This window comes from Kribbella sp. NPDC050820 (assembly GCF_040653975.1).
Classification (GTDB): Bacteria; Actinomycetota; Actinomycetes; order Propionibacteriales; family Kribbellaceae; genus Kribbella.
In genome coordinates this window covers 281,703-301,161 of record NZ_JBFAHB010000001.1, presented here as the reverse complement: position 1 = coordinate 301,161, position 19,459 = coordinate 281,703, and the positions used below count along the sequence as shown (strand labels likewise).

Below are 19,459 nucleotides of genomic sequence, written 5' to 3'. Positions count from 1 at the left end.
TCAGAAGGCGCCGGCTGCGTTCGGGGTGCCGAGGCCGGTCGGGCCGTCCCAGCCGGTGCGCGCGGTGCACCACTGGGTGGTCGGGCAGGTCCCGTTGCTGCCGCTGGTCACGTCGAACAGCGAGCCCGGGTGCGCGTACGGCAGTGCGTTCGCGTAGCCGCTGGTGTTGCCGGACAGCGCGTAGACCGCGGCGATGATCGGCGCTGCCTCACTGGTGCCGCCGAACTGCGCCCAGGTCGACGCCGTCTTGCTGGTCGGGTAGTAGATCGCCATGCCGCCCTTGGCCGGGTCAGCGGCTGCGGACACGTCGGCCATCGCCCGCTTCGAGCAGCCGGTGCCGAAGCTCGCGGCCGCACTCAACGCCGTGTTGTACGACGAGCAGCCCGAGCCGGCGCCGTCCCACACGGTCTCGCTCCAGCCACGACTGTTGCTGGCCGCAACAAGCGACGTACCTCCGACGGCAGTCGTGTACGACGACGAAGCCGGGTAGCTGCCGCCCTGGTAGCCGTCGTCACCGGTCGATGCGGTCACGGCGATACCAGGGTGGTTGTAGTAGCTGCCGTATGTCGCGTCGGACGCGTCGCCACCGCCGTAGCTGTTCGAGATCGCGACCACGCCGGGCTGCTTTGACGCGGTCACGACCGCAGTGCCGAGATCGGCGAAGCTGGCCGAGTCGGCCTGGACGACGACGATCTTCGCATCAGGTGCGGCCGCCGAGACCGCGTCGACGTCCAGGGCCTGTTCGCCGGCCCAGCCCGCGTTGAACCGCGGCAGCGACGTACCGCCGGTCTGGTTGATGATTCGCAGGCAGCCGTTGGCCGTCGTACACGCGGACAGGCCGAACTGGGAGCGGTAGACGCCGAGGTCGCGTTCCAGGTTCGGGTAGCCGTAGGCATCGACGATCGCCACCGTGCGGCCGCCGGCGCTCAGGCCGTTGGTTTGAAACCACAACGGCGGGACTGGCTGCCCGGTTATCTCTTCATCAGCCCTGCCGTCCTGCTCTTCCTGGTCTTCGTCGCCGCTCCCCTGGTCGCCGCGTTCGGGCTGAGCCTGTTCCACTGGGACCTGCTGAGTAGGCCGGAGTTCGCCGGGCTGGACAACTTCCGGCAACTCGTGACCGACGGGGACACCATCCGCGCGGTGATCAACACCTTCGTGTTCGCGATCTCGTCGGTGGTGACGCACATCGGCTTCGGCATGCTGCTCGCGCTCGGCGTGCACCGGACCATGACGCGCGGCACGAAGTACTTCGTCCGGACCGCGTTCTTCTTCCCGTTCCTGGTCTCGTGGGCCGCGGTCGCGCTGATCTGGAAGTACGTCCTGGATCCGACGTTCGGCCTGGTCAACCACTACCTGTCGGCGACCACGAACTGGCTGGCCTCGCCGACCTGGGCGTTGCCGACGCTGATCGCGGTCGACTGGTGGCACACGATCGGCTACACGTTCATCATCCTGCTGGCCGGCCTGCAGACGGTGCCGGCCCAGCTGCACGAGGCCGCTCGGGTCGACGGCGCGAACGCGTGGTGGCGGTTCTGGAGCGTCACGATGCCGGTGATGTCGCCGACGATCTTCTTCGCCACCGTGATCACGTTCATCGGCGCGTTCCAGATCTTCGACCCGATGGTGATCATGACGCAGGGCGGGCCGGACGGCGCGACCCGGAGCATCGTGATGTACACCTACGAGAAGGGCTTCCAGTCCTTCGAGGTCGGGTACGCCGCCGCCCTCTCGCTGGTGCTGTTCGTGGTGATCATGATCGTGACCGGCTTGCAGTTCCGGCTCAGCCGCCGGTGGGTGCACCAGTGAAGGGCAAACTGATCGACCTCGTGCTGGTGCTCGCCGGGCTGCTGATGATCGCGCCGCTGGTGTGGCTGATCGTGAACGCGCTGTCCGAGCCGATCGACGCGTTCCAGCTGCCGCCGCGGTGGATCCCGCGACCACCGACGCTGGAGAACTTCCAGCAGGTGCCGGACCTGATCCCGTTCGCGCAGATGGCCTGGAACAGCTTGCAGATCGCGGTCATCACCACCGTCGGGTCTCTGCTGACCAGTGCGCTGGCGGCGTACGCCTTCTCCCGGTTGCGCTTCCCGGGACGGGACCAGATCTTCTCGGTGCTGCTGGCGGCGCTCGTCGTACCGGTGCAGCTGACCGTGGTGCCGATCTTCATCCTGATGCGGTGGCTGCACCTGGTCGACACCTCGGTGGCGATCTGGCTGCCGGCGCTGGTGAACGTGTTCGGCATCTTCTTCCTGCGGCAGTACATCGCGTCGATCCCGCGGGAGCTGGACGAGGCTGCGATCATGGACGGCGCCGGGCACTTCTGGATCCTGTTCCGGGTGATCCTGCCGCTGGCCCGGCCGGGGCTGACCGCGCTCGGCATCTTCGTCTTCGAGGCGTCCTGGAACAACTTCTTCTGGCCGTACATCTTCCTGTCGTCGCCGGAGAAGATGACCCTGCCGGTCGGGCTGGTGTCGTTGCAGGGGGCAATGGGTGGCGGTCCGGCCGTGGTGCTGTTCGCGGCGATCACGCTGGTGGTGCTGCCGATCCTCGTGCTGTTCCTGATCTTCCAGCGGTCGTTCATCGCGTCGATCGCGACCACCGGGCTGCGTGCATGACCGACTACCTCCCTGCCGCCTTGCGGGCCATGTGGCACGAGTCGCCGCTGCTCGCAGCCGCCGGAGTCCTCGTGTGTACGGCGTCCGGACTCGTCGTGCTGTTGATGCCGGGTGTGTCGCCGGTCAGCGTGCTACTCGGTGCGCTCGTGGTCGGACCGGTCTGGGCAGCTGTGATGGCTACTGCTGACTCAGCCGTGCGAGATGGCCGCGGTGGTGTGTGGTTGCTGCTTCGCAACCTGAGGAGATGCGGTCTCGCGGGCGTTGAGGTGGCCGCCGTACCTGCCGTGTTCGGTGCGCTGGCTCTGCTCAATCAGGCCGTCTACAGCGGTCCGGTCTTCGCGGTCCCGTTGGCTGTCAGCGGTTGTGCGACCGTGCTTGCCTTGCTGGCGTCCTGCTACGCGTTCAGTCTGCGCGTGACGGCGGGCCTGCGTGGCAAGACACTGTGGCTGACCGCGCTTCACCTGGTCGCACGTGCGCCGTTGGTCCCACTCGGCGTGCTGGCGTTGGCCTTCGTCGCGCTGCTGCTCGGTACGTCGGTCACTGCATCGCTGTTGTTGCTCGCCCCTGGGCCGGTGGCGTTGTTCGCCTCGGCCGGTACCTGGACGGAGAATCATGCACTACACCGGTGACAAGCTGACGCACTTCGCGCTGCCGTTGGGAGGTCTGGGGACCGGGACCGTGGCGCTGGCCGGCAACGGCGCGTTGCGGCAGTGGCAGTTGCACAACATCGGCAACCACGAGGCCCATGTGCCGGACAGCTTCTTCGCGCTCCGGGTGTCGCAGGTGGAGCCGCCGATCGACGAGATCCGTTTGCTGCAAGGGCCGCTGCGGGAGCCGACGAACACGCCGCTGGTGACTGATGACGTCGTACCGGCTGGTGAGCGGCGGTTGCACGGGCTGCTGCGGCCTGTTGGTGAGGCGACGGTGTCAGCGGTGTATCCGCGGGCGCGGGTCGACTATGCGACTGACCTGCCTTTGGACGTAAGCATGGAGGTGTTCAACCCGCTGGTGCCTGCTGATTCGGCTGCGAGCTCATTGCCGGTCGCGGCGTTCACCTTCACGTTGCACAACCGCGGCGACTTCGCCGTGCACGGTCTGCTCGGCGGCGCCTTGCAGAACTCGGTGGGCTGGGACGGGGTGACTCCGATCGATGGCGTCTCGTGCTCCTTATACGGCGGCAACACGAACCGAGTACGGCGTTCCGGAGAGTGGACAGCGCTCGTCTTGGAGAACACTGTTCTCAGTTCGGATCACCCGGGCGCCGGGCAACTGGTGTTCTCGACCGAGAACAGTGATGCCTTGACCTATCCCCAGTGGTCGACGCCGGAGCAGTTCATCACCTTCCTGGCCGGTCGCCCGACCCGCCGACCGTTCCCCGCCGACGGTCCGAGTGCCCCCGGGACAACCTGGAACGGCGGGCTGGCCACGCCGTTCCGCCTGCAGCCGGGCGAGACCACCCAGGTGCGGTTCCTGATCGCCTGGCACTTTCCGAACCGATATGTCGACTTTCAGCAGTTCGGCCCGAAACGCGACTACGGCCACAGCCGCTTCTGGCTCGGCAATGCGTATACCCGCCGTACGCCCGATGCCGTTGCAGTGGCCGACTCCTTCATCACCCAGTGGGCTGAGCTCGAGGTACGCACCACATCCTGGGCAGACGCGTTCGAGGACAGCACGCTGCCCGGTGAGGCCGGACCACGACTCGCTGCACTGGTTGCCGACGTACGAAGCCCGACTGTCTTCCAGACCGACGACGGCACTGTGTTCGGCTTCGAGGGAGTGCTCGGTGCGTCCACCGGAATGTGGGGCGGCCGGTACGGCGGCTCCTGCCCACTCAACTGCACCCATGTGTGGAACTACGAGCAGACCCTGGCCCGTCTCTTCCCCGCGCTCGAACGGAACATGCGCGACACGGAGTACGACGTGATGCAGGCGCCCGAGGGCTACATCCCACACCGGGTGATCGCGCCGACGTACCACCGGCAACTGTGGGACGAGGTGATCGGCGGCCCGGAGGAGCCGGCGCTCGACGGCATGCTCGGCAACATCCTCAAGACCTACAGAGAGGTACGGCAGGGCGCAGGACTCGACTGGCTCGCCGAGCGGTGGCCGAACGTCGAGCGACTGCTCACCCACATCCGCACCAAGTGGGACCCAGCGGGGACCGGCGTACTGCGCGGCATCCAGCCCAGCACGCACGACATCGACCTGTGCGGCGTCAACACCTTCATGGGCTCGCTCTGGCTCGCTGCACTCCGCGCCGCCGAGGAGATGGCCCAACTGCTGGGTGCGGACGGCAAGGGCTACCGCACGCTCTTCGAAGCAGGCAGCAAGGCATACGACGACCTCCTGTTCACCGGCGAGTACTACAAGCAGGTGCTCGCACAGGACGAGAAGCCGGACTTCCAGTGGGGCGACGGCTGTCTCGCCGACCAACTGGTCGGCCAGTGGTGGGCGCACCAACTCGACCTGGGCTACGTCCTGCCCGCGGATCACGTGAAGACCGCCCTGCGCAACGTGGTCCGGCACAACCTCCGCACGAACTTCGAGGGCTTCGACCACCCCTACCGCGTCTTTGCCGACGGCAACGACACCGGCCTCCTCATGTGCACCTGGCCGTACGGCGGCCGCCCGGACGTCCCGACCCGGTACTGCGACGAGGTGTGGACCGGATCCGAGTACCAGGTCGCCGCCCACTGCCTGTACGAAGGCCTCGTCGACGAGGGCTTCCAGATCCTCCAGGGCCTCTGGAACCGCTACGACGGCAGCCGCCGCAACCCCTTCAACCCGATCGAGTGCGGCGACCACTACATCCGCAACGCCGCCGGCTGGACCGTCCTCGAAGCCCTCGCCGGCTTCCGGTACGACGCCCTGTCCGGCGCCCTCACCTTCGCCCCACTCGACGTCGCCCGCTCCGCCGACACCTGGCAACTCCCCTTCGTGGCCGGCACCGGCTGGGGCGTCGCCACCAGCACCCCCGAGTCCCTCACCCTGACCTGCCACGCCGGCCACCTGACCGTGGTCACAGTCCACGTCGACGGCACCGCCCTGCCGGCCGCCGAAACCGTCGTCGCCCCCGGAAAACCGTTGGTGATCCCCAGAACCTGACCTCTACCGTCGACACATGTCGCTGCTCGAACGCGCACAGTCTCTCCAGGACGAGGCCCGGCAACTCACGGCCCAACTGCAACTCGAGACTGCCTTTCCCTGGCAGCCAGTGGTCATCGGAAGTGCCCTGTCCGGCCTGATGGTCGTACGCGACCTCGACGTCATGTTCGACGCCCCCGACGCCACCGCTGCCACGGTCCTGGAAGGCCTGGCAACCCTGGCCCAACGAGTCGACCTCCGCAGCGTCGACTTCCACGACGAACGCGCCGACCGCCGCCCGACCCCAGCCATCACCGACGAACGCTTCTACGCCGTCCTCCACACCCCCACCTGGAAGATCGACCTCACCTTCTGGCTACACGTCGTCGACCGCCCCCACGTCCCCGACGCCCTCCGACTCCGAGACGCCCCATCCGACAAACGCCTCACCATCCTGCGGTTGAAGGCGGCCGGGCCAGACCTCGGGAGCTCGGACATCTACGACGCCGTACTCGGGAACTGAAGAGTGCCGGCCGGCCGGCAACGCCAGCGGACGGGCGGCACTCGCTCAGGGGAGTCCTAGGGCTGCGAACTCCTGGTCGGTGAAGAGGCGGGAGCGGATCAGGAAGCGGACGCCTTCGGGGGCCTCCACCGAGAAGCCGCTGCCGCGGCCCTTCACGACGTCGACGGTGAGCTGGGTGTGCTTCCAGTACTCGTACTGGGCCGCGGACATCCAGAACGGGACCGGCCGGTCCAGTCCGGTCACCACCAGGTCGCCGAGATGCACGTCCGCCGACCCCGTGCGGAATTCCCCGTCCGGGTAGCACATCGGCGAGCTGCCGTCGCAGCACCCACCGGACTGGTGGAACATCAGCGGACCGTGCATCCCGGTGAGACGGCGGAGCAGGTCCGCCGCCTCGTCGGTGAGCAGCACCTTCGCGACCGCCATGGTCAGAAGAACCCCAGCTTGCTGGGGCTGTAGCTGACCAGCAGGTTCTTGGTCTGCTGGTAGTGGTCGAGCATCATCTTGTGGTTCTCGCGTCCGATGCCCGAGCTCTTGTAGCCGCCGAAGGCCGCGTGCGCCGGGTAGGCGTGGTAGCAGTTCGTCCAGACCCGGCCGGCCTGGATCTCGCGGCCCGCCCGGTACGCGGTGTTGATGTCGCGCGACCAGACCCCGGCGCCCAGGCCGTAGAGCGTGTCGTTGGCGATCTTCATCGCGTCGGCGTAGTCGTCGAACTTCGTCACCGCGACGACCGGCCCGAAGATCTCCTCCTGGAAGATCCGCATCTTGTTGTCGCCCTCGAACACGGTCGGCTGGATGTAGTACCCGCCGGCCAGGTCGCCGCCGAGCTCGGCGCGGCCGCCGCCGGTGACGACCCGGGCGCCCTCCTGCTTGCCGATCTCGATGTAGGCGAGGATCTTCTCGAACTGGTCGTTGCTGGCCTGCGCGCCCATCATCGTGTCGGTGTCGAGCGGGTGGCCCTGCTTGATCGCCTGGGTCCGGCCGACCGCGTCGGCCAGGAAGCCGTCGTAGATCGAGGACTGGATCAGCGCCCGGGACGGGCAGGTGCAGACCTCGCCCTGGTTCAGCGCGAACAGCGTGAAGCCCTCCAGCGCCTTGTCGTAGAAGTCGTCCCGCGAGGACGCGACGTCCTCGAAGAAGATGTTCGGGCTCTTGCCGCCGAGCTCGAGCGTGACCGGGATGATGTTCTCCGACGCGTACTGCATGATCAGCCGGCCGGTCGTGGTCTCACCAGTGAACGCGACCTTGGCAACTCTGTTGCTTGAGGCAAGCGGTTTGCCGGCCTCGACGCCGAATCCGTTGACCACGTTGAGCACACCGGGTGGCAGCAGGTCGTGGATCAGCTCGAGCAGCACGTGGATCGACGCCGGGGTCTGCTCGGCCGGCTTCAGTACGACGGCGTTGCCGGCGGCCAGCGCGGGCGCCAGCTTCCAGGTCGCCATCAGGATCGGGAAGTTCCACGGGATGATCTGCCCGACCACGCCGAGCGGCTCGTGGAAGTGGTACGCGATGGTGTCGTCGTCGATGACCGAGACCGAGCCCTCCTGGGCCCGCAGCGCACCGGCGAAGTAGCGGAAGTGGTCGACCGCCAGCGGCAGGTCGGCGGCCAGCGTCTCCCGCACCGCCTTGCCGTTGTCCCAGGTCTCGGCGACCGCGAGCGCCTCGAGGTTGGCCTCGATCCGGTCGGCGATCTTGTTCAGGATGGTGGCCCGTTCGGCCGGCGAGGTCCGGCCCCATCCCGGTGCGGCACCGTGGGCGGCGTCGAGGGCTCGCTCGACGTCGTCCGCCGTACCGCGGGCGATCTCGGTGAACACCTCACCGGTGACGGGAGTCGGATTCTCGAAGTATCCGCCCTTGACCGGCGGCACCCATTCGCCGCCGATGTAGTGCTCGTAGCGCGATTTGTACGCGACCGGGCTGCCATCCGACCCGGGAGCTGCGAAAATCGTCATCGGTCCTCCTTCAACGTCGTCGGAACCTGACGGTGGATCGAACGTAGGTGGCGCTACGTTGCACGGACGTTGCAACCCGGAGTGAGGCTGGATGGACGCACCGGAGCAGGCACGCCGGTTGAGCAGGCTGTACGACGAGGTGCTCGGCGGCGGCCGCGTGCCCGGCGCACCACGCCCACTGGTCGCCGCCTCGTGGGAGCGGTCTCTCGCCGCCGCGGTCGACCCCGAGCGGGACGCGCCGCCGGTGGTCGTCGACGCGGACCTGCTCGAAGGCCTGCGCGCGAACCACCCGCTGAGCGCCGTCCTGCCGGTGCTCCGCCAGACGCTGACGTCGATCGCCGACGAGGCGTCGCACATCATGATCATCACCGACGCCCGCGGCATGATCCTGTGGCGCGAGGGCGCGGCCGACGTACGGCGCCAGGCCGACCGGATCGCGTTGTCCGAAGGCGCGGTGTGGTCGGAGGACCAGATCGGCACCAACGGCATGGGTACGGCGCTCGCCGTCGGGCAGCCGGTGCAGATCCACTCGGCCGAGCACCTGGTTCGCCGGATCCACGAATGGACCTGTGCCGCCGCTCCGGTGCACGACCCCGACACCGGCAAGCTGCTCGGCGCCGTCGACGTGTCGGGCCCGTTGCGCACCGTCCACCCGGCGATGGTTGCCCTGGTCACTGCCGCCGCCCAGCTGGCCGAAGGACAGCTCCGCGTCCGGATGGCCGCGGCCGACGAACTCCTCCGGGCCCGCAACATGCGGCACCTGAACGCATTGGGCGACGAGCCCGGCGCATTGCTGACCCCGACCGGTCGCGTGCTCGCGGTCCAGCCGCTCGAGTGGTTGCCCGACCGGCTCGACGTTCCCGACGGCGCGGACCGGATCGACCTCGGCGACGGTCGCGAAGGCGTGATCGAGCAACTCGACGAAGGCTTCCTGCTACGCCTCCCCGGCACGCCGGTCCGCCGGTCGCGGCCGTCGTTGCGGCTCAAGCTCCTCGGCGCCGGCCAGCCGATCGCGGTCGTCGGCGACCGTGAGATCGCGCTGACGCTACGACGAGCCGAAGTACTCGCCCTGCTTCTGCTGCACCCGGCCGGCCTCACCGCCGAGCAGCTGATGCTCCAGCTGTACGGCGACGAGGGCAACCCGACCACGGTCCGCGCCGAGATGCACCGGCTGCGGAACCTGCTCGGCGGCGGCGTCCTGGACACCAAGCCGTACCGGATCATCGCCGACGTCTCCGGCGACATCACCGACGTACAGAACGCTCTCCGCGCCGGCGACCTGAGCAGCGCCCTCGAGCTCTACCCCGGCGCGCTGCTCGCACGCTCCGACGCCCCGGCCCTCCGCGCCGAACGCGACGAGCTCGACGCCACCCTCCGCCGTGCAGTCCTCGACTCCGGCGACGCCGACCTGCTCTGGCGCTTCGCCCAGACACCGACCGGCGCCGAGGACCTGGAGATCTTCGAGACTCTGCTGATCGTGCTCCCACCGACCGATCACCGCCTGCCTGCCGTGGCGGCTCGGCTGCACCGGTTGGCGGAGTAAGTAGGTCACTCGCGGCCGATGAGGATCCACATGTAGTCGCGGTTCTTGACCGGGAAGGTGGCGGTCTTGCTGCTGATTTCCTTGGTCTTCTTGCAGTCGCTGGTGGTGTAGCGCCAGCGGACCACCTGGACGCGCCAGGACTGCTTGAGCTGGTGCAGGCGGCGGATCTTGCCGGGCGGGACCTCGGCCGTGTACGACCAGGTCTGGGAGACCGAGTGCGACTTGCCGACGGTCTTGGAGTACTTGTTCTGGATCTCCGCGATCACCAGCGGGATGCTCACGCCGAGATCGCCGGACCAGGACGAGTTCGACTCCGAGGTCGCCGTCTTCTGGTAGGTGATCCGGCCCGGGCCCTCCAGCCACTCGCTGTAGAGGTTCGTGCCGACGTAGACCTCCTTGCCGCCCCGGGTGTACCAGTAGACCGCTTTGGTGTCGCACTTCTTCGCGACCCGGACGTCCGGATCCACTGGCGCCGCACTCGCCGTACTCGCTCCGTGCACCAGAATTCCGCTCGCCAGCACCATTCCCGCGACCGCTGCCCGCTGAAGACGCATCGCACTCTCCCGTGAATTCATTCCCATCACTGCACTCGCAGTGGTAGGAAACTTACGGATTGGTCCAATGCGGCGACAACGGATCCCCGGTAACGGTCCGTCTCGGTTTGTTCAAGGTCACATCTCGGGCGTGATGAGCCCGACACCGACATGACTCGCGGGTAACCAACCAATAACATCGCTGGTATGCAGATCCTCGCCATCGTCGTCTCGCTCGCGATCACCGCTGTCGGCGTCGCGTTGTTCGGCAAGACGATCGGGCACATGGTGTCCGTCATCAGGCTCGGCCGGCCCACCGCGGGCCGGACCGGCCACCCGGCGCAGCGCACGGTCACGCTGGCCAAGGAGACGCTGGGCCACACCCGGATGCTGCAGTGGAGCCACGTCGGCATCCTGCACTGGTTCGTCGCGTTCGGTTTCATCGGGCTGTTCCTCAGCCTCGTGACGGCGTTCGGCCAGCTCTTCGACGCGCACTTCGCGCTGCCGATCATCGGGCACTGGTTCGTCTTCGAGTGGGTGACCGAGTTCCTCACCTGGACCGGCCTGGTGTCGATCATCGGGCTGATCGTGATCCGGCTGCTCAACCTGCCGAAGGGCCACCTGGCCCGGTACAGCCGGTTCTTCGGGTCCCGCGCCTGGCAGGCGTACTACGTCGAGTACACGATCCTCGGCGTCCTGGTCTGCATCCTGCTGCTGCGCGGCCTCGAATACCAGCTCGGCGCCGGGGACAAGTTCCACTTCCCGGGCACGTACTTCATCGGCGAGCGCCTGTTCGGCGGCCTGAGCGAGCAGGGGCTGGAGAACGCGGTCTACCTGGTCGCCATGGTCAAGATCCTGATCTCGTTCGCCTGGATGATCACCATCTCGCTGAACGCGACCATGGGTGTCGCCTGGCACCGGTTCACCGCCTGGCCGAACATCTGGTTCAAGCGCGAGGACGACGGCGGTACGGCGCTCGGCGCCCTGCAGCCGATCATGGTCAACGGCGCGCCGATCGACTTCGAGAACATCGACGAGCTGGACGAGGACGCCGCCCTCGGCGTCGGCAAGGTCGAGGACTTCACCTGGAAGGGCCTGCTCGACTTCACCACCTGCACCGAGTGCGGCCGCTGCCAGTCGCAGTGCCCGGCCTGGAACACCGAGAAGCCGTTGTCGCCCAAGCTGGTGGTGATGAACCTGCGCGAGCACGCGTACGCCAAGGCGCCGTACCTGCTGGCGTCGTCCGACGACGAGCGCAAGTCGCTGCCGGAGCTGGTGCTCGCCGAGCAGGACAAGCCGCTGGTCGGCCCGGCCGACGTCGCGGTGATCGACGAGGAAGCGCTGTGGGCGTGCACGTCGTGCGGCGCGTGCGTGCAGCAGTGCCCGGTCGACATCGAGCACGTCGACGCGATCATGGACATGCGCCGCTACCAGGTGCTGATCGAGTCCTCCTTCCCGTCCGAGCTCAACGGGCTGTTCAAGGGCCTGGAGAACAAGGGCAACCCGTGGAACATGAACCCGTCCGGCCGGATGGACTGGGCCAAGGACCTGCCGTTCGAGGTGAAACAAGTCGGCGGCGCCGGCCCTGATGATCCAGAGTCCCTGGACGAGGTCGAGTACCTGTTCTGGGTCGGCTGCGCGGGCGCCTTCGAGGACCGCGCGAAGAAGACCACGCAGGCCGTCGCCGAGCTGCTGAACATCGCCGGCGTCAGCTTCGCCGTGCTGGGTGACGGCGAGACCTGCACCGGCGACCCGGCCCGGCGGTCCGGCAACGAGTTCGTCTTCCAGCAGCTGGCGATGCAGAACGCCGAGGTCTTCAAGGAGACCAAGGTCCGCAAGGTCGTCTCCACCTGCGCGCACTGCTTCAACACGCTGAAGAACGAGTACTCCCAGCTCGGCGTCGAGCTCGACGTCATCCACCACACCCAGCTGCTGAACCGCCTGGTCCGCGACGGCAAGCTGACCCCGGTCGCCCCGGCCGACAGCTCGCTCAACGGCCAGAAGATCACCTACCACGACCCGTGCTACCTCGGCCGCCACAACCAGGTGTACGACGCCCCGCGCGAGCTGCTCGACATCATCCCGGGCGCCGAGTACGCCGAGATGCCGCGGAACCAGACCAAGTCCTTCTGCTGCGGCGCCGGCGGCGCCCGGATGTGGATGGAGGAGAAGATCGGCAGCCGGATCAACCTGAACCGGACCACCGAGGCGGTCGAGACCGGGGCGGACAAGATCGCCACCGGCTGCCCGTTCTGCCGGGTGATGCTGTCCGACGGCCTCACCGCCAAGCAGGCCGACGGCTCGGCCCGCGAGTCCGTCGAGGTCGCCGACGTCGCCCAGCTCCTGCTCGCCTCCGTAAAGCGTGGGGAAAGCTGACTGCCACCAGCTGCAAATCCCTTCCCCCTCAGGTGGTCCAGACCATAAGATCCGGCGTCTGCATCATCTGGGGAGGAATCAGCAGTTATGAAGTTCCGCTTTGCGCTGTCCGCTGCCGCGACAGTGCCACTCGTTCTCGGCCTGGCTGCCTGCGGCGGCGAGCCGGCCGCGACCGGCTACAAGCCGTCCACACCGGGGTCGACGTCGGTCAGCACCGCCGAGCCGCAGAAGGTCGTCCCGGCGGCCGCGCACCTCGACTCGACCAGCTTCATGCCGGCCGTGAAGAAGGGGATGGTCGGCAAGGACACCGTGAAGGTCTCGATGACGATCGAGACCGGTGGCGAGAAGGCGACCATCACCGGCGAGCAGTCGATGAATCCGGTCAAGGCGAAGATCGACATGAAGGGCGCCGCGTTCGGCGGCCGGATGAAGCTGATTCTGGTCAACGACATCGCGTACGTGCAGATGAGTGACCTGCCGAGGGGCAAGTACCTCAAGATCGACCCGAACTCCGACCACCCGATGGCGGCCGAGGTCGCCTCGATGGTCGAGGAGATGAGCCCGACCAAGACCTTCGACGCGTTCGACGCCGGCCTGAAGAAGGTGGAGTACATCAAGACCGAGGCGCTCCAGCGCCGCAAGGTCGACCGCTACGAGGTCACCGTGGACACGGCCGCGGCGATGAAGGCTCAGGGCCAGAAGATGCCGGCGGGCGCCCCGAAGGCGATCGTCTACACGATCTGGATGGGCCAGGCCGACCACCTGATGTACAAGGTGTCGTTCAACCTGATCGGCGCCAGCGCGACGATGACGACGTCCGACTGGGGCGAGCCGGTCAGCATCAAGGCGCCGGCGGCGAAGGACATCGTGGAGGAGTGAGACCGGAATCGGTCAGATCCCACCCGATCGTGAGAACTTCTCGTAATCTCCCGTTACGGAAGTGATCACCTCTGGATGATCGGGTGGGCTGGTGCCGATGCGAAGTACTCGACGAAACTTCCTGACCGTCACCGGAGCGGCTGCCGCACTGGCCGTGACCGGCAACCTTCCCGACGTGCAGCGGGCGTTGGCCGGCGCGACCGGCGGCCCCGACCGGCGGGATCTGTACACGCTCGGGGTCGCATCCGGGGATCCGTTGCCGGATGCGGTGGTGATCTGGACCCGGCTCGCGCCGGAGCCGCTCGCGCCGTTCGGTGGGATGGATCGCCGGCCGGTCGAGGTGCAGTGGCAGGTCGCTGAAGACGAGCGGTTCCATCGGGTCGTCCGCCAAGGCACCACCCAGGCCCGGCCCGAGTCGAGTCACTCGGTGCACGTCGACGTACGCGGCCTGCGCCCGTGGCGGCACTACTGGTATCGCTTCCGCGTGAACGGGAAGCTCAGCCCGGTCGGCCGGACCCGGACCGCGCCGCCGGCCGAAGCGTACGTCCCCGAGATGTCGCTGGCGTTCGCGTCCTGCCAGGCCTGGTGGGAGGGCTGGTACACGGCGTACGCCGACATGGCCAAGCGCGAGCACGACGTGGTGTTCTTCCTCGGCGACTACATCTACGAGTTCGGCATCGACCGCGGCATCCGGCCGAACTCGAACGAGCCCTGGATGACCCAGCAGACCGTGACGCTGGACGAGTACCGCGTCCGGTACGCGTCGTACAAGATGGATCCCGACCTGCAGGCGGCGCACGCGTCCGCGCCCTGGGTGGTCACGCTCGACGACCACGAGGTGGTCGACAACTGGGCCGACGAGGCGCATCCGAGCGCACCGCCCGCGCAGTTCCTGGTACGGCGAGCCAACGCCTTCCGCGCGTACTGGGAACACATGCCGATGCGGCTGGCCCAGCTGCCGAAGGGCCCGGACATGCAGCTCTACCGGCGGATCCGGTACGGCCGGCTGGCCGAGTTCAGCGTCCTCGACACCCGCCAGTACCGCTCTGACCAGGCGTACGGCGACGGCACCAAGGCGCCCGGCCCGGAGACGAAGGACCCGGCGCGCACGATCACCGGCGACGCGCAGGAGAAGTGGCTGCTCGACGGCTGGGCCGCGTCCCGGTCGCGCTGGAACGTGCTCGCGCACCAGACCGCGATCGCCCGGCTGGACACCAAGGAAGGCCCTGAGGTGCTGGTGCCGATGGACACCTGGGACGGATACGAGGCGTCCCGCGACCGGGTGCTCGGCGGCGCCGTACAGCGCAAGGTCCGCAACCTGGTCTCGATCGCCGGCGACCTGCACCGCAGCGTCGCCTCGGACCTCAAGCTCGACTTCGCCGACCCGGACTCGCCGACCGTGGGCACCGAGTTCGTCGGGACGTCGATCACGTCCGGTATCGACGGGATGGATCTCGATCCGGGCGGCGCGACGCTGCTCAAGGAGAACCCGCACATCAAGTTCGGCAACTTCCAGCGCGGCTACGTGAGCTGCAGCATCACGCCGCAGCGCTGGATCTCCGACTACCGCGTGGTCGACAAGGTCAGCGTCCCGAACGGCGCCGTCAGCACCCGCACCCGGCTCCTCGTCGAGGACGGGCGCCCGGGAATCCAGACCCTCTGAGGAGAGACCGATGACGATTCGATGGCAGTCGGCGGTCGCCCTCGGCGCCGCGGTCGCGACCGGCGTGGTCGCCTCGACAACCGGCGGCGCTCCGCGCACCGACGTACAGATCTCCGTGGCCCCGCAGCAGCTGAGTGTCGTGGGCCTGCCCTGCTTCCCGGGCATGCTCAACCTCACGATGACCAACACCGGCAGCGAGGACAGGTACGCCGACCTGACGCTGGACCCGAGTGGTCCGCTCCAGCCGTCCCGGGAAGTGTTCTCGTCCTGGCTGCCTGCGGTCGACCCGGACCAGCCGGTCAGCGCGCCGGTCGAGGTCCGGGTCCCGCGGGACACGCAGCCCGGGCAGTACTCCCTCGACCTCGAGGTCGAGGGGTCCAAGCTGACCGTCCCGGTCACGGTGAATCCGCTGCCATCCAAGGGGCCCGGCGACAACCTCGCGCTCGGCGAGCAGGCGTCCGCCTCGTCGACGCACGGCAACTTCGCGCTGTGCGGAGCGGTCGACGGCGACAGCGACTCCGAGCACTGGGACACGCTGACCGGCTGGAACGACGGGACTCGCGCCGCCTTCCCGGACACCTACGACGTCGCGCTGGCCGAACCGAGCACGATCAACCGCGTCGAGCTCTACACCCTCGACTCGGTGAAGTACCCGGCCCCGGCCAACGGCCTCCGCGACTGGGACGTCCAGGTGCGCAACGGGACCGGCGACTGGCAGACCGTCACCCAGGTCCGCGGCAACACCGCCGGCCACGTCACCTCGACCTTCACCCCCACCCAAGCCACCGCCGTCCGCATCCTCTGCCTCGCCGGCAACGGCAACACCTACTCGCGCATCGTGGAGCTGGAGGTGTACGGCTCCTAAGCGCATGGCCAGATCTGTGGCAGACCCGTCGGAATGGACATGGTGTCGGCAGGCTGCCGTCAGCAGGATTGAGGCATGACAACCACAGCGACTCGCCCCGCCTTCCACGCCTCCGCAACGCTGACGGCAGACCTGCAGCAGCTCCTCGCCGACCTGATCGCCCTGCACCTGCAGGCCAAACAAGCTCACTGGAACGTCGTCGGACGCAACTTCCGGGACCTGCACCTGCAGCTCGACGAGATCGTCGACGTGGCCCGCGTCGCCGCGGACACCATCGCCGAGCGGATGCGCGCCCTCGGTACGACACCCGACGGACGCGCCCCGACGATCGCGGCGTCGGCGACGCTGCCGGAGTTCCCCGGCGGCGAGCAGGACGTGACGGCCGTCGTCGACGTGGTGACGGCCGCGCTGCACGCCACCGCAGGTACGGCGCGCTTCATCCACGACCGCGTCGACGCCGAGGACCCGTCGACGGCCGACCTGCTGCACGCGATCATCGTCGACCTCGAGAAGCAGGCCTGGATGCTCGGCACCGAGAACCGGGGTGCCTGAGGCTCAGCGCAGATAGGAGGCTCCGTTGAAGTCGAGGACGGCGCCGGTCGACCAGCCGGCCTTGGGTGACGCGAGCCAGTAGACGGCGTCCGCGACCTCCTCGGCGGTGGCGGTGCGGTTGAACGGGCTCTGCGCCCGGATCGCGTCACCGCCGGGGCCGCTCAGGACGGACTCAGCCATGTCGGTGGCGATGAATCCGGGCGCAATTGACGTCACCGTGATGTCATGCGGCGCCAACGACACCGCCAAGGACTGCCCGAGCGAGTGCAGTCCAGCCTTGGAGGCGCCGTACGCAGGCACGTCGGGCTCGCCGCGGTAGGCCCCTCGCGACCCCACGTTGACGATCGCGCCCCGCCGTACGCCCTCAGCCGGGTCCTTGTCGAGCATCTGCCGGGCCACGCACCAGGTCACGTGCGCCGCCCCCTCCAGGTTCACCGCGAGGGTACGGCGCCACGCCGACACCCATTCGTCGTACGACGTCTCGGCCAGTGGATGCCCGATCCGCCGGGACCCCGACACCGGCTCGTCGACGAACAGCGCGGCGTTGTTCACCAGTACGTCGATCCGGCCGAGAGCAGCCGCCGATTCCTCAACCAGGGCAGGGATTGCGGCCGGATCGCCGAGATCGGCCGCAATCACCGCGTGACCGTCTCCGGGCAGTCCGGCGCGCACCTCCTCGGCCCGGTCGACCGCTCCGCGGCAGTGCAGCACGACCCGGTCACCGGCCTGCGCGAACACCCGAGCGACCGCGGCTCCGACACCCCTGGACGCACCTGTGACGAGTACCCCTCTGGACACGCTCTCTCCCTGTCGTCGACTGTGCCCATTCTGCCGTGGCGGCGCGATGACATCAGAACGGGTTGACAGTGACGTCACTATGACGTCATAGTTGCTGTCATGGAACTTGACCACTATCTCGAATCGGTCCGGCGGAGCGTGGAGAACGCCACCGCCCTGGCCGACGAACAGACTCGCTCCGTGGCACAGCGCCTCGGAGCCACGCTGGATGACGCGGGCCGGCTGGCCCTCATCTCAGCCCTGTCCGACGCCGCCGGGGAGATCAGCCGCGAGCTGTCCCCCGGTTCGGTCGAGCTCCGGATGGCCGGCGGCCGTCCGGAGTTCGTCGTCACGCCGGCCCCGAGCCAGCTGACCGGACACGACGACCACGACGACATCGACGAGGAAGAGACCGACGAGCCCGCGGAGACGATCGCGCCGGACGCGGACGAGCCGACCGCGCGGATCACGCTGCGGCTGCCGATGTCGGTGAAGAACAAGGTGGACGAGGCCGCTGCCGCCGAGGGCATCTCCTCGAACGCGTGGCTGATGCGCACCGTGATGACCGCGCTGAGCGACCGGGGCCGCGGTGTCCGCGCTCCGCGTCCGCCGCGGCCCCCGCGCGCTCCGCGGGGTGGCTTCTTCGGGCCTGAGGGCCCACTCGGCCCGAACGGACCGCTCGGACCCGACGGCGTCTTCGGACCGGACGGTGTGTTCGGCCCCGACGGCCCGTTCGGCGACGAGGGTGTCTTCGGACCGGAGCGCGGCCGGCGTGGCCGCGACCGGGACCATGGCCGGCGCGACCGGGACCGCGGGCACCGCGGGCCGGGCCAGCGGATGACGGGGTGGGTCCAGTGAGCTTCACATCGCAACTCACCGAGGACGCGAGCAAGATCGACCGGGTCCGGATCGAGATCGGCTCCGGGCTGGTCGACATCCGGCCGGCCGACGGCGACCAGACGACTGTCGACCTCGAGGTCAGCGCCGGCGACGAGAGCGACGTCATCTTCGAGGTGCGCGACGGCGAGCTGATCGTGGAGGGTCCGCGCGACGTCCGCCGCGGCCCGGAGATCCAGGTCCGGATCGCCACCCCGGCGACTCTCGACGCCCGGATCAAGACCGGTTCCGGCGACATCACCTCCCGGATGCCACTGGGCACCGCCCGGCTGGGCACCGGCTCCGGCAACATCACGCTCGACCGGGTCGAGGGCGACCTCGGCGTCAGCACCGGCAGCGGTGACGTCCGGGTCGGGCACGTCGTGGGCGCGGTCCGGGCCGGCACCGGCTCGGGGTCGATCGACATCGACGAGGCCGGCGACGCGCTCGGGCTGAGCACCGGCTCCGGTGACGTCCGGATCGGCGACGCGGCCGGCCGGACCACGGTCAAGGTCGGCTCGGGTGACATCACCATCGAGCGGATCCGGGACCACTCGGTCGCCACCTCCGGTTCCGGCGACGTCACGGTCGAGGTCGCCGACGGACCCAGCGTGCAGGCCGAGACCGCGCGCGGTGACGTCCGGATCGGGGTGCCCGACGGCGTCCCGGCGTACCTGGACCTGAAGACGGTCACCGGACGGATCCGGTGCGACCTCGAGCCCGGCGACCAGCCGGCCGAAGGCGAGCGCTCGCTGATGCTGCGGGCGCGCACGGTCTCCGGCGACATCAGCGTCGTCAGGGCCTGACTGATCGCCCCAGGAGGTCCCGCCGGGACTGGGATCCGGCGGGACCTGGGCGAAGCATTGCCGAAACCAGCACGGGACGACGTGAGGGGAGCAGGACGATGATCACCGAGTATCAAGAGGTCGCGCGTTGCCAAGTCGAGGACCGGATCCGGGCCGCCGAGCTGCGGGCCCAGCGCAACGAGCTGCGAGCGGCTGCGAAGGACGGCCGGGTCAGCGGTCCGCGGCACGAACTGGCCGCCGTACTGCGTCGCCTGGCCGATCGCCTCGAGCCGCAGCCACAGCACCGCCGAACCGGATTGTCGGTCGTCCGGTGACCGGCCGGCCGGTGAACGGGGCGGCCGCCCTCTGCAGCTTGCTGCAACGCCTGGGTCTGGTGACTCTGGGGACCCGGAGCCACTGCTAGCGTTCGTCG

The 19,459-nt window shown here is 68.5% G+C and carries 19 protein-coding genes; 14 read left to right on the top strand and 5 right to left on the bottom strand.

Features of this window, described 5'->3' with window-relative positions:
* A complete protein-coding gene (locus AB0H36_RS01515) occupies nt 1–951 on the bottom strand; it encodes a hypothetical protein (RefSeq protein ID WP_360514604.1) in 951 nt (316 codons plus the stop codon).
* Between AB0H36_RS01515 and AB0H36_RS01510 the strand changes: the two genes are divergently transcribed.
* The 5 genes from AB0H36_RS01510 to AB0H36_RS01490 are packed head-to-tail and all read left to right on the top strand — an operon-like array spanning nt 940 to nt 6,225.
* Entirely contained in the window at nt 940–1,806 is an 867-nt protein-coding gene (locus tag AB0H36_RS01510; RefSeq protein ID WP_360514601.1) for a sugar ABC transporter permease, read from the top strand. The two genes, AB0H36_RS01515 and AB0H36_RS01510, sit on opposite strands and share 12 nt — an antisense overlap.
* On the top strand, nt 1,803–2,615 hold the full coding sequence (locus tag AB0H36_RS01505) for a carbohydrate ABC transporter permease (protein ID WP_360514598.1): 813 nt from the start codon (nt 1,803–1,805) through the stop codon (nt 2,613–2,615). The genes AB0H36_RS01510 and AB0H36_RS01505 overlap by 4 nt, the downstream gene beginning before the upstream one ends.
* Complete coding sequence (locus tag AB0H36_RS01500) at nt 2,612–3,244, top strand: hypothetical protein (RefSeq protein ID WP_360514595.1); 633 nt, start codon at nt 2,612–2,614, stop codon at nt 3,242–3,244. The genes AB0H36_RS01505 and AB0H36_RS01500 overlap by 4 nt, the downstream gene beginning before the upstream one ends.
* Nucleotides 3,228–5,723, top strand: coding sequence for a GH116 family glycosyl-hydrolase (locus tag AB0H36_RS01495; RefSeq protein ID WP_360514592.1), 2,496 nt, complete (start codon nt 3,228–3,230; stop codon nt 5,721–5,723). The genes AB0H36_RS01500 and AB0H36_RS01495 overlap by 17 nt, the downstream gene beginning before the upstream one ends.
* Before the next feature lie 16 nt (nt 5,724–5,739).
* On the top strand, nt 5,740–6,225 hold the full coding sequence (locus tag AB0H36_RS01490) for a hypothetical protein (protein WP_360514589.1): 486 nt from the start codon (nt 5,740–5,742) through the stop codon (nt 6,223–6,225).
* A gap of 45 nt (nt 6,226–6,270) precedes the next feature.
* Here AB0H36_RS01490 and AB0H36_RS01485 read toward each other — a convergent pair whose 3' ends face one another.
* Both AB0H36_RS01485 and adh read right to left on the bottom strand, forming a co-directional pair.
* Nucleotides 6,271–6,651 carry a DUF779 domain-containing protein gene (locus AB0H36_RS01485; protein ID WP_360514586.1) on the bottom strand — a complete coding sequence of 127 codons (381 nt, stop codon included), beginning with the start codon at nt 6,649–6,651 and terminating at the stop codon, nt 6,271–6,273.
* A gap of 2 nt (nt 6,652–6,653) precedes the next feature.
* Nucleotides 6,654–8,177 carry an aldehyde dehydrogenase gene (gene adh, locus AB0H36_RS01480; protein WP_360514583.1) on the bottom strand — a complete coding sequence of 508 codons (1,524 nt, stop codon included), beginning with the start codon at nt 8,175–8,177 and terminating at the stop codon, nt 6,654–6,656.
* A 91-nt stretch (nt 8,178–8,268) separates the two neighbouring features.
* Between adh and AB0H36_RS01475 the strand changes: the two genes are divergently transcribed.
* A complete protein-coding gene (locus AB0H36_RS01475) occupies nt 8,269–9,720 on the top strand; it encodes a GAF domain-containing protein (protein ID WP_360514580.1) in 1,452 nt (483 codons plus the stop codon).
* 5 nt (nt 9,721–9,725) lie between these two features.
* Here the strand turns inward: AB0H36_RS01475 and AB0H36_RS01470 are convergent, their stop codons facing one another.
* Nucleotides 9,726–10,274: a hypothetical protein gene (locus tag AB0H36_RS01470; RefSeq protein ID WP_360514577.1), complete on the bottom strand. Its 549-nt coding sequence runs from the start codon at nt 10,272–10,274 to the stop codon at nt 9,726–9,728.
* Nucleotides 10,275–10,460: 186 nt separating this feature from the next.
* Between AB0H36_RS01470 and AB0H36_RS01465 the strand changes: the two genes are divergently transcribed.
* From AB0H36_RS01465 to AB0H36_RS01445, 5 genes are all read left to right on the top strand, one after another.
* Nucleotides 10,461–12,629 (top strand): (Fe-S)-binding protein, encoded by a 2,169-nt coding sequence (locus tag AB0H36_RS01465; RefSeq protein WP_360514574.1) that lies wholly within the window; start codon nt 10,461–10,463, stop codon nt 12,627–12,629.
* A gap of 87 nt (nt 12,630–12,716) precedes the next feature.
* Nucleotides 12,717–13,508, top strand: coding sequence for a hypothetical protein (locus tag AB0H36_RS01460; RefSeq protein ID WP_360514571.1), 792 nt, complete (start codon nt 12,717–12,719; stop codon nt 13,506–13,508).
* A gap of 97 nt (nt 13,509–13,605) precedes the next feature.
* Nucleotides 13,606–15,171 (top strand): alkaline phosphatase D family protein, encoded by a 1,566-nt coding sequence (locus tag AB0H36_RS01455; RefSeq protein WP_360514568.1) that lies wholly within the window; start codon nt 13,606–13,608, stop codon nt 15,169–15,171.
* Nucleotides 15,172–15,181: 10 nt separating this feature from the next.
* Nucleotides 15,182–16,036 carry a hypothetical protein gene (locus AB0H36_RS01450; protein WP_360514565.1) on the top strand — a complete coding sequence of 285 codons (855 nt, stop codon included), beginning with the start codon at nt 15,182–15,184 and terminating at the stop codon, nt 16,034–16,036.
* Nucleotides 16,037–16,111: 75 nt separating this feature from the next.
* Entirely contained in the window at nt 16,112–16,588 is a 477-nt protein-coding gene (locus AB0H36_RS01445; RefSeq protein WP_360514562.1) for a DNA starvation/stationary phase protection protein, read from the top strand.
* A gap of 3 nt (nt 16,589–16,591) precedes the next feature.
* Here the strand turns inward: AB0H36_RS01445 and AB0H36_RS01440 are convergent, their stop codons facing one another.
* Nucleotides 16,592–17,386 (bottom strand): SDR family oxidoreductase, encoded by a 795-nt coding sequence (locus AB0H36_RS01440; protein ID WP_360514559.1) that lies wholly within the window; start codon nt 17,384–17,386, stop codon nt 16,592–16,594.
* Between the two features lie 99 nt (nt 17,387–17,485).
* Between AB0H36_RS01440 and AB0H36_RS01435 the strand changes: the two genes are divergently transcribed.
* The 3 genes from AB0H36_RS01435 to AB0H36_RS01425 all read left to right on the top strand — a co-directional run bounded on the left by AB0H36_RS01435 (nt 17,486) and on the right by AB0H36_RS01425 (nt 19,361).
* On the top strand, nt 17,486–18,223 hold the full coding sequence (locus tag AB0H36_RS01435) for an Arc family DNA-binding protein (RefSeq protein ID WP_360514556.1): 738 nt from the start codon (nt 17,486–17,488) through the stop codon (nt 18,221–18,223).
* Nucleotides 18,220–19,047: a DUF4097 family beta strand repeat-containing protein gene (locus AB0H36_RS01430; RefSeq protein WP_360514553.1), complete on the top strand. Its 828-nt coding sequence runs from the start codon at nt 18,220–18,222 to the stop codon at nt 19,045–19,047. The genes AB0H36_RS01435 and AB0H36_RS01430 overlap by 4 nt, the downstream gene beginning before the upstream one ends.
* A 98-nt stretch (nt 19,048–19,145) precedes the next feature.
* Nucleotides 19,146–19,361, top strand: a complete 216-nt coding sequence (locus AB0H36_RS01425) for a hypothetical protein (RefSeq protein ID WP_360514550.1) — start codon at nt 19,146–19,148, stop codon at nt 19,359–19,361.
* The last annotated feature ends 98 nt before the right edge of the window (nt 19,362–19,459 follow it).

Excerpts from the sequence above, each read along its gene's own strand:
- AB0H36_RS01455 (WP_360514568.1), top strand. The coding sequence starts at position 13,606 with ATGCGAAGTACTCGACGAAACTTCCTGACCGTCACCGGAGCGGCTGCC.
- AB0H36_RS01460 (WP_360514571.1), top strand. The coding sequence starts at position 12,717 with ATGAAGTTCCGCTTTGCGCTGTCCGCTGCCGCGACAGTGCCACTCGTT.
- AB0H36_RS01465 (WP_360514574.1), top strand. The coding sequence starts at position 10,461 with ATGCAGATCCTCGCCATCGTCGTCTCGCTCGCGATCACCGCTGTCGGC.
- AB0H36_RS01425 (WP_360514550.1), top strand. The coding sequence starts at position 19,146 with ATGATCACCGAGTATCAAGAGGTCGCGCGTTGCCAAGTCGAGGACCGG.
- AB0H36_RS01485 (WP_360514586.1), bottom strand. The coding sequence starts at position 6,651 with ATGGCGGTCGCGAAGGTGCTGCTCACCGACGAGGCGGCGGACCTGCTC.
- AB0H36_RS01435 (WP_360514556.1), top strand. The coding sequence starts at position 17,486 with ATGGAACTTGACCACTATCTCGAATCGGTCCGGCGGAGCGTGGAGAAC.
- adh (WP_360514583.1), bottom strand. The coding sequence starts at position 8,177 with ATGACGATTTTCGCAGCTCCCGGGTCGGATGGCAGCCCGGTCGCGTAC.
- AB0H36_RS01470 (WP_360514577.1), bottom strand. The coding sequence starts at position 10,274 with ATGCGTCTTCAGCGGGCAGCGGTCGCGGGAATGGTGCTGGCGAGCGGA.
- AB0H36_RS01475 (WP_360514580.1), top strand. The coding sequence starts at position 8,269 with ATGGACGCACCGGAGCAGGCACGCCGGTTGAGCAGGCTGTACGACGAG.
- AB0H36_RS01500 (WP_360514595.1), top strand. The coding sequence starts at position 2,612 with ATGACCGACTACCTCCCTGCCGCCTTGCGGGCCATGTGGCACGAGTCG.
- AB0H36_RS01445 (WP_360514562.1), top strand. The coding sequence starts at position 16,112 with ATGACAACCACAGCGACTCGCCCCGCCTTCCACGCCTCCGCAACGCTG.
- AB0H36_RS01495 (WP_360514592.1), top strand. The coding sequence starts at position 3,228 with ATGCACTACACCGGTGACAAGCTGACGCACTTCGCGCTGCCGTTGGGA.
- AB0H36_RS01490 (WP_360514589.1), top strand. The coding sequence starts at position 5,740 with ATGTCGCTGCTCGAACGCGCACAGTCTCTCCAGGACGAGGCCCGGCAA.
- AB0H36_RS01450 (WP_360514565.1), top strand. The coding sequence starts at position 15,182 with ATGACGATTCGATGGCAGTCGGCGGTCGCCCTCGGCGCCGCGGTCGCG.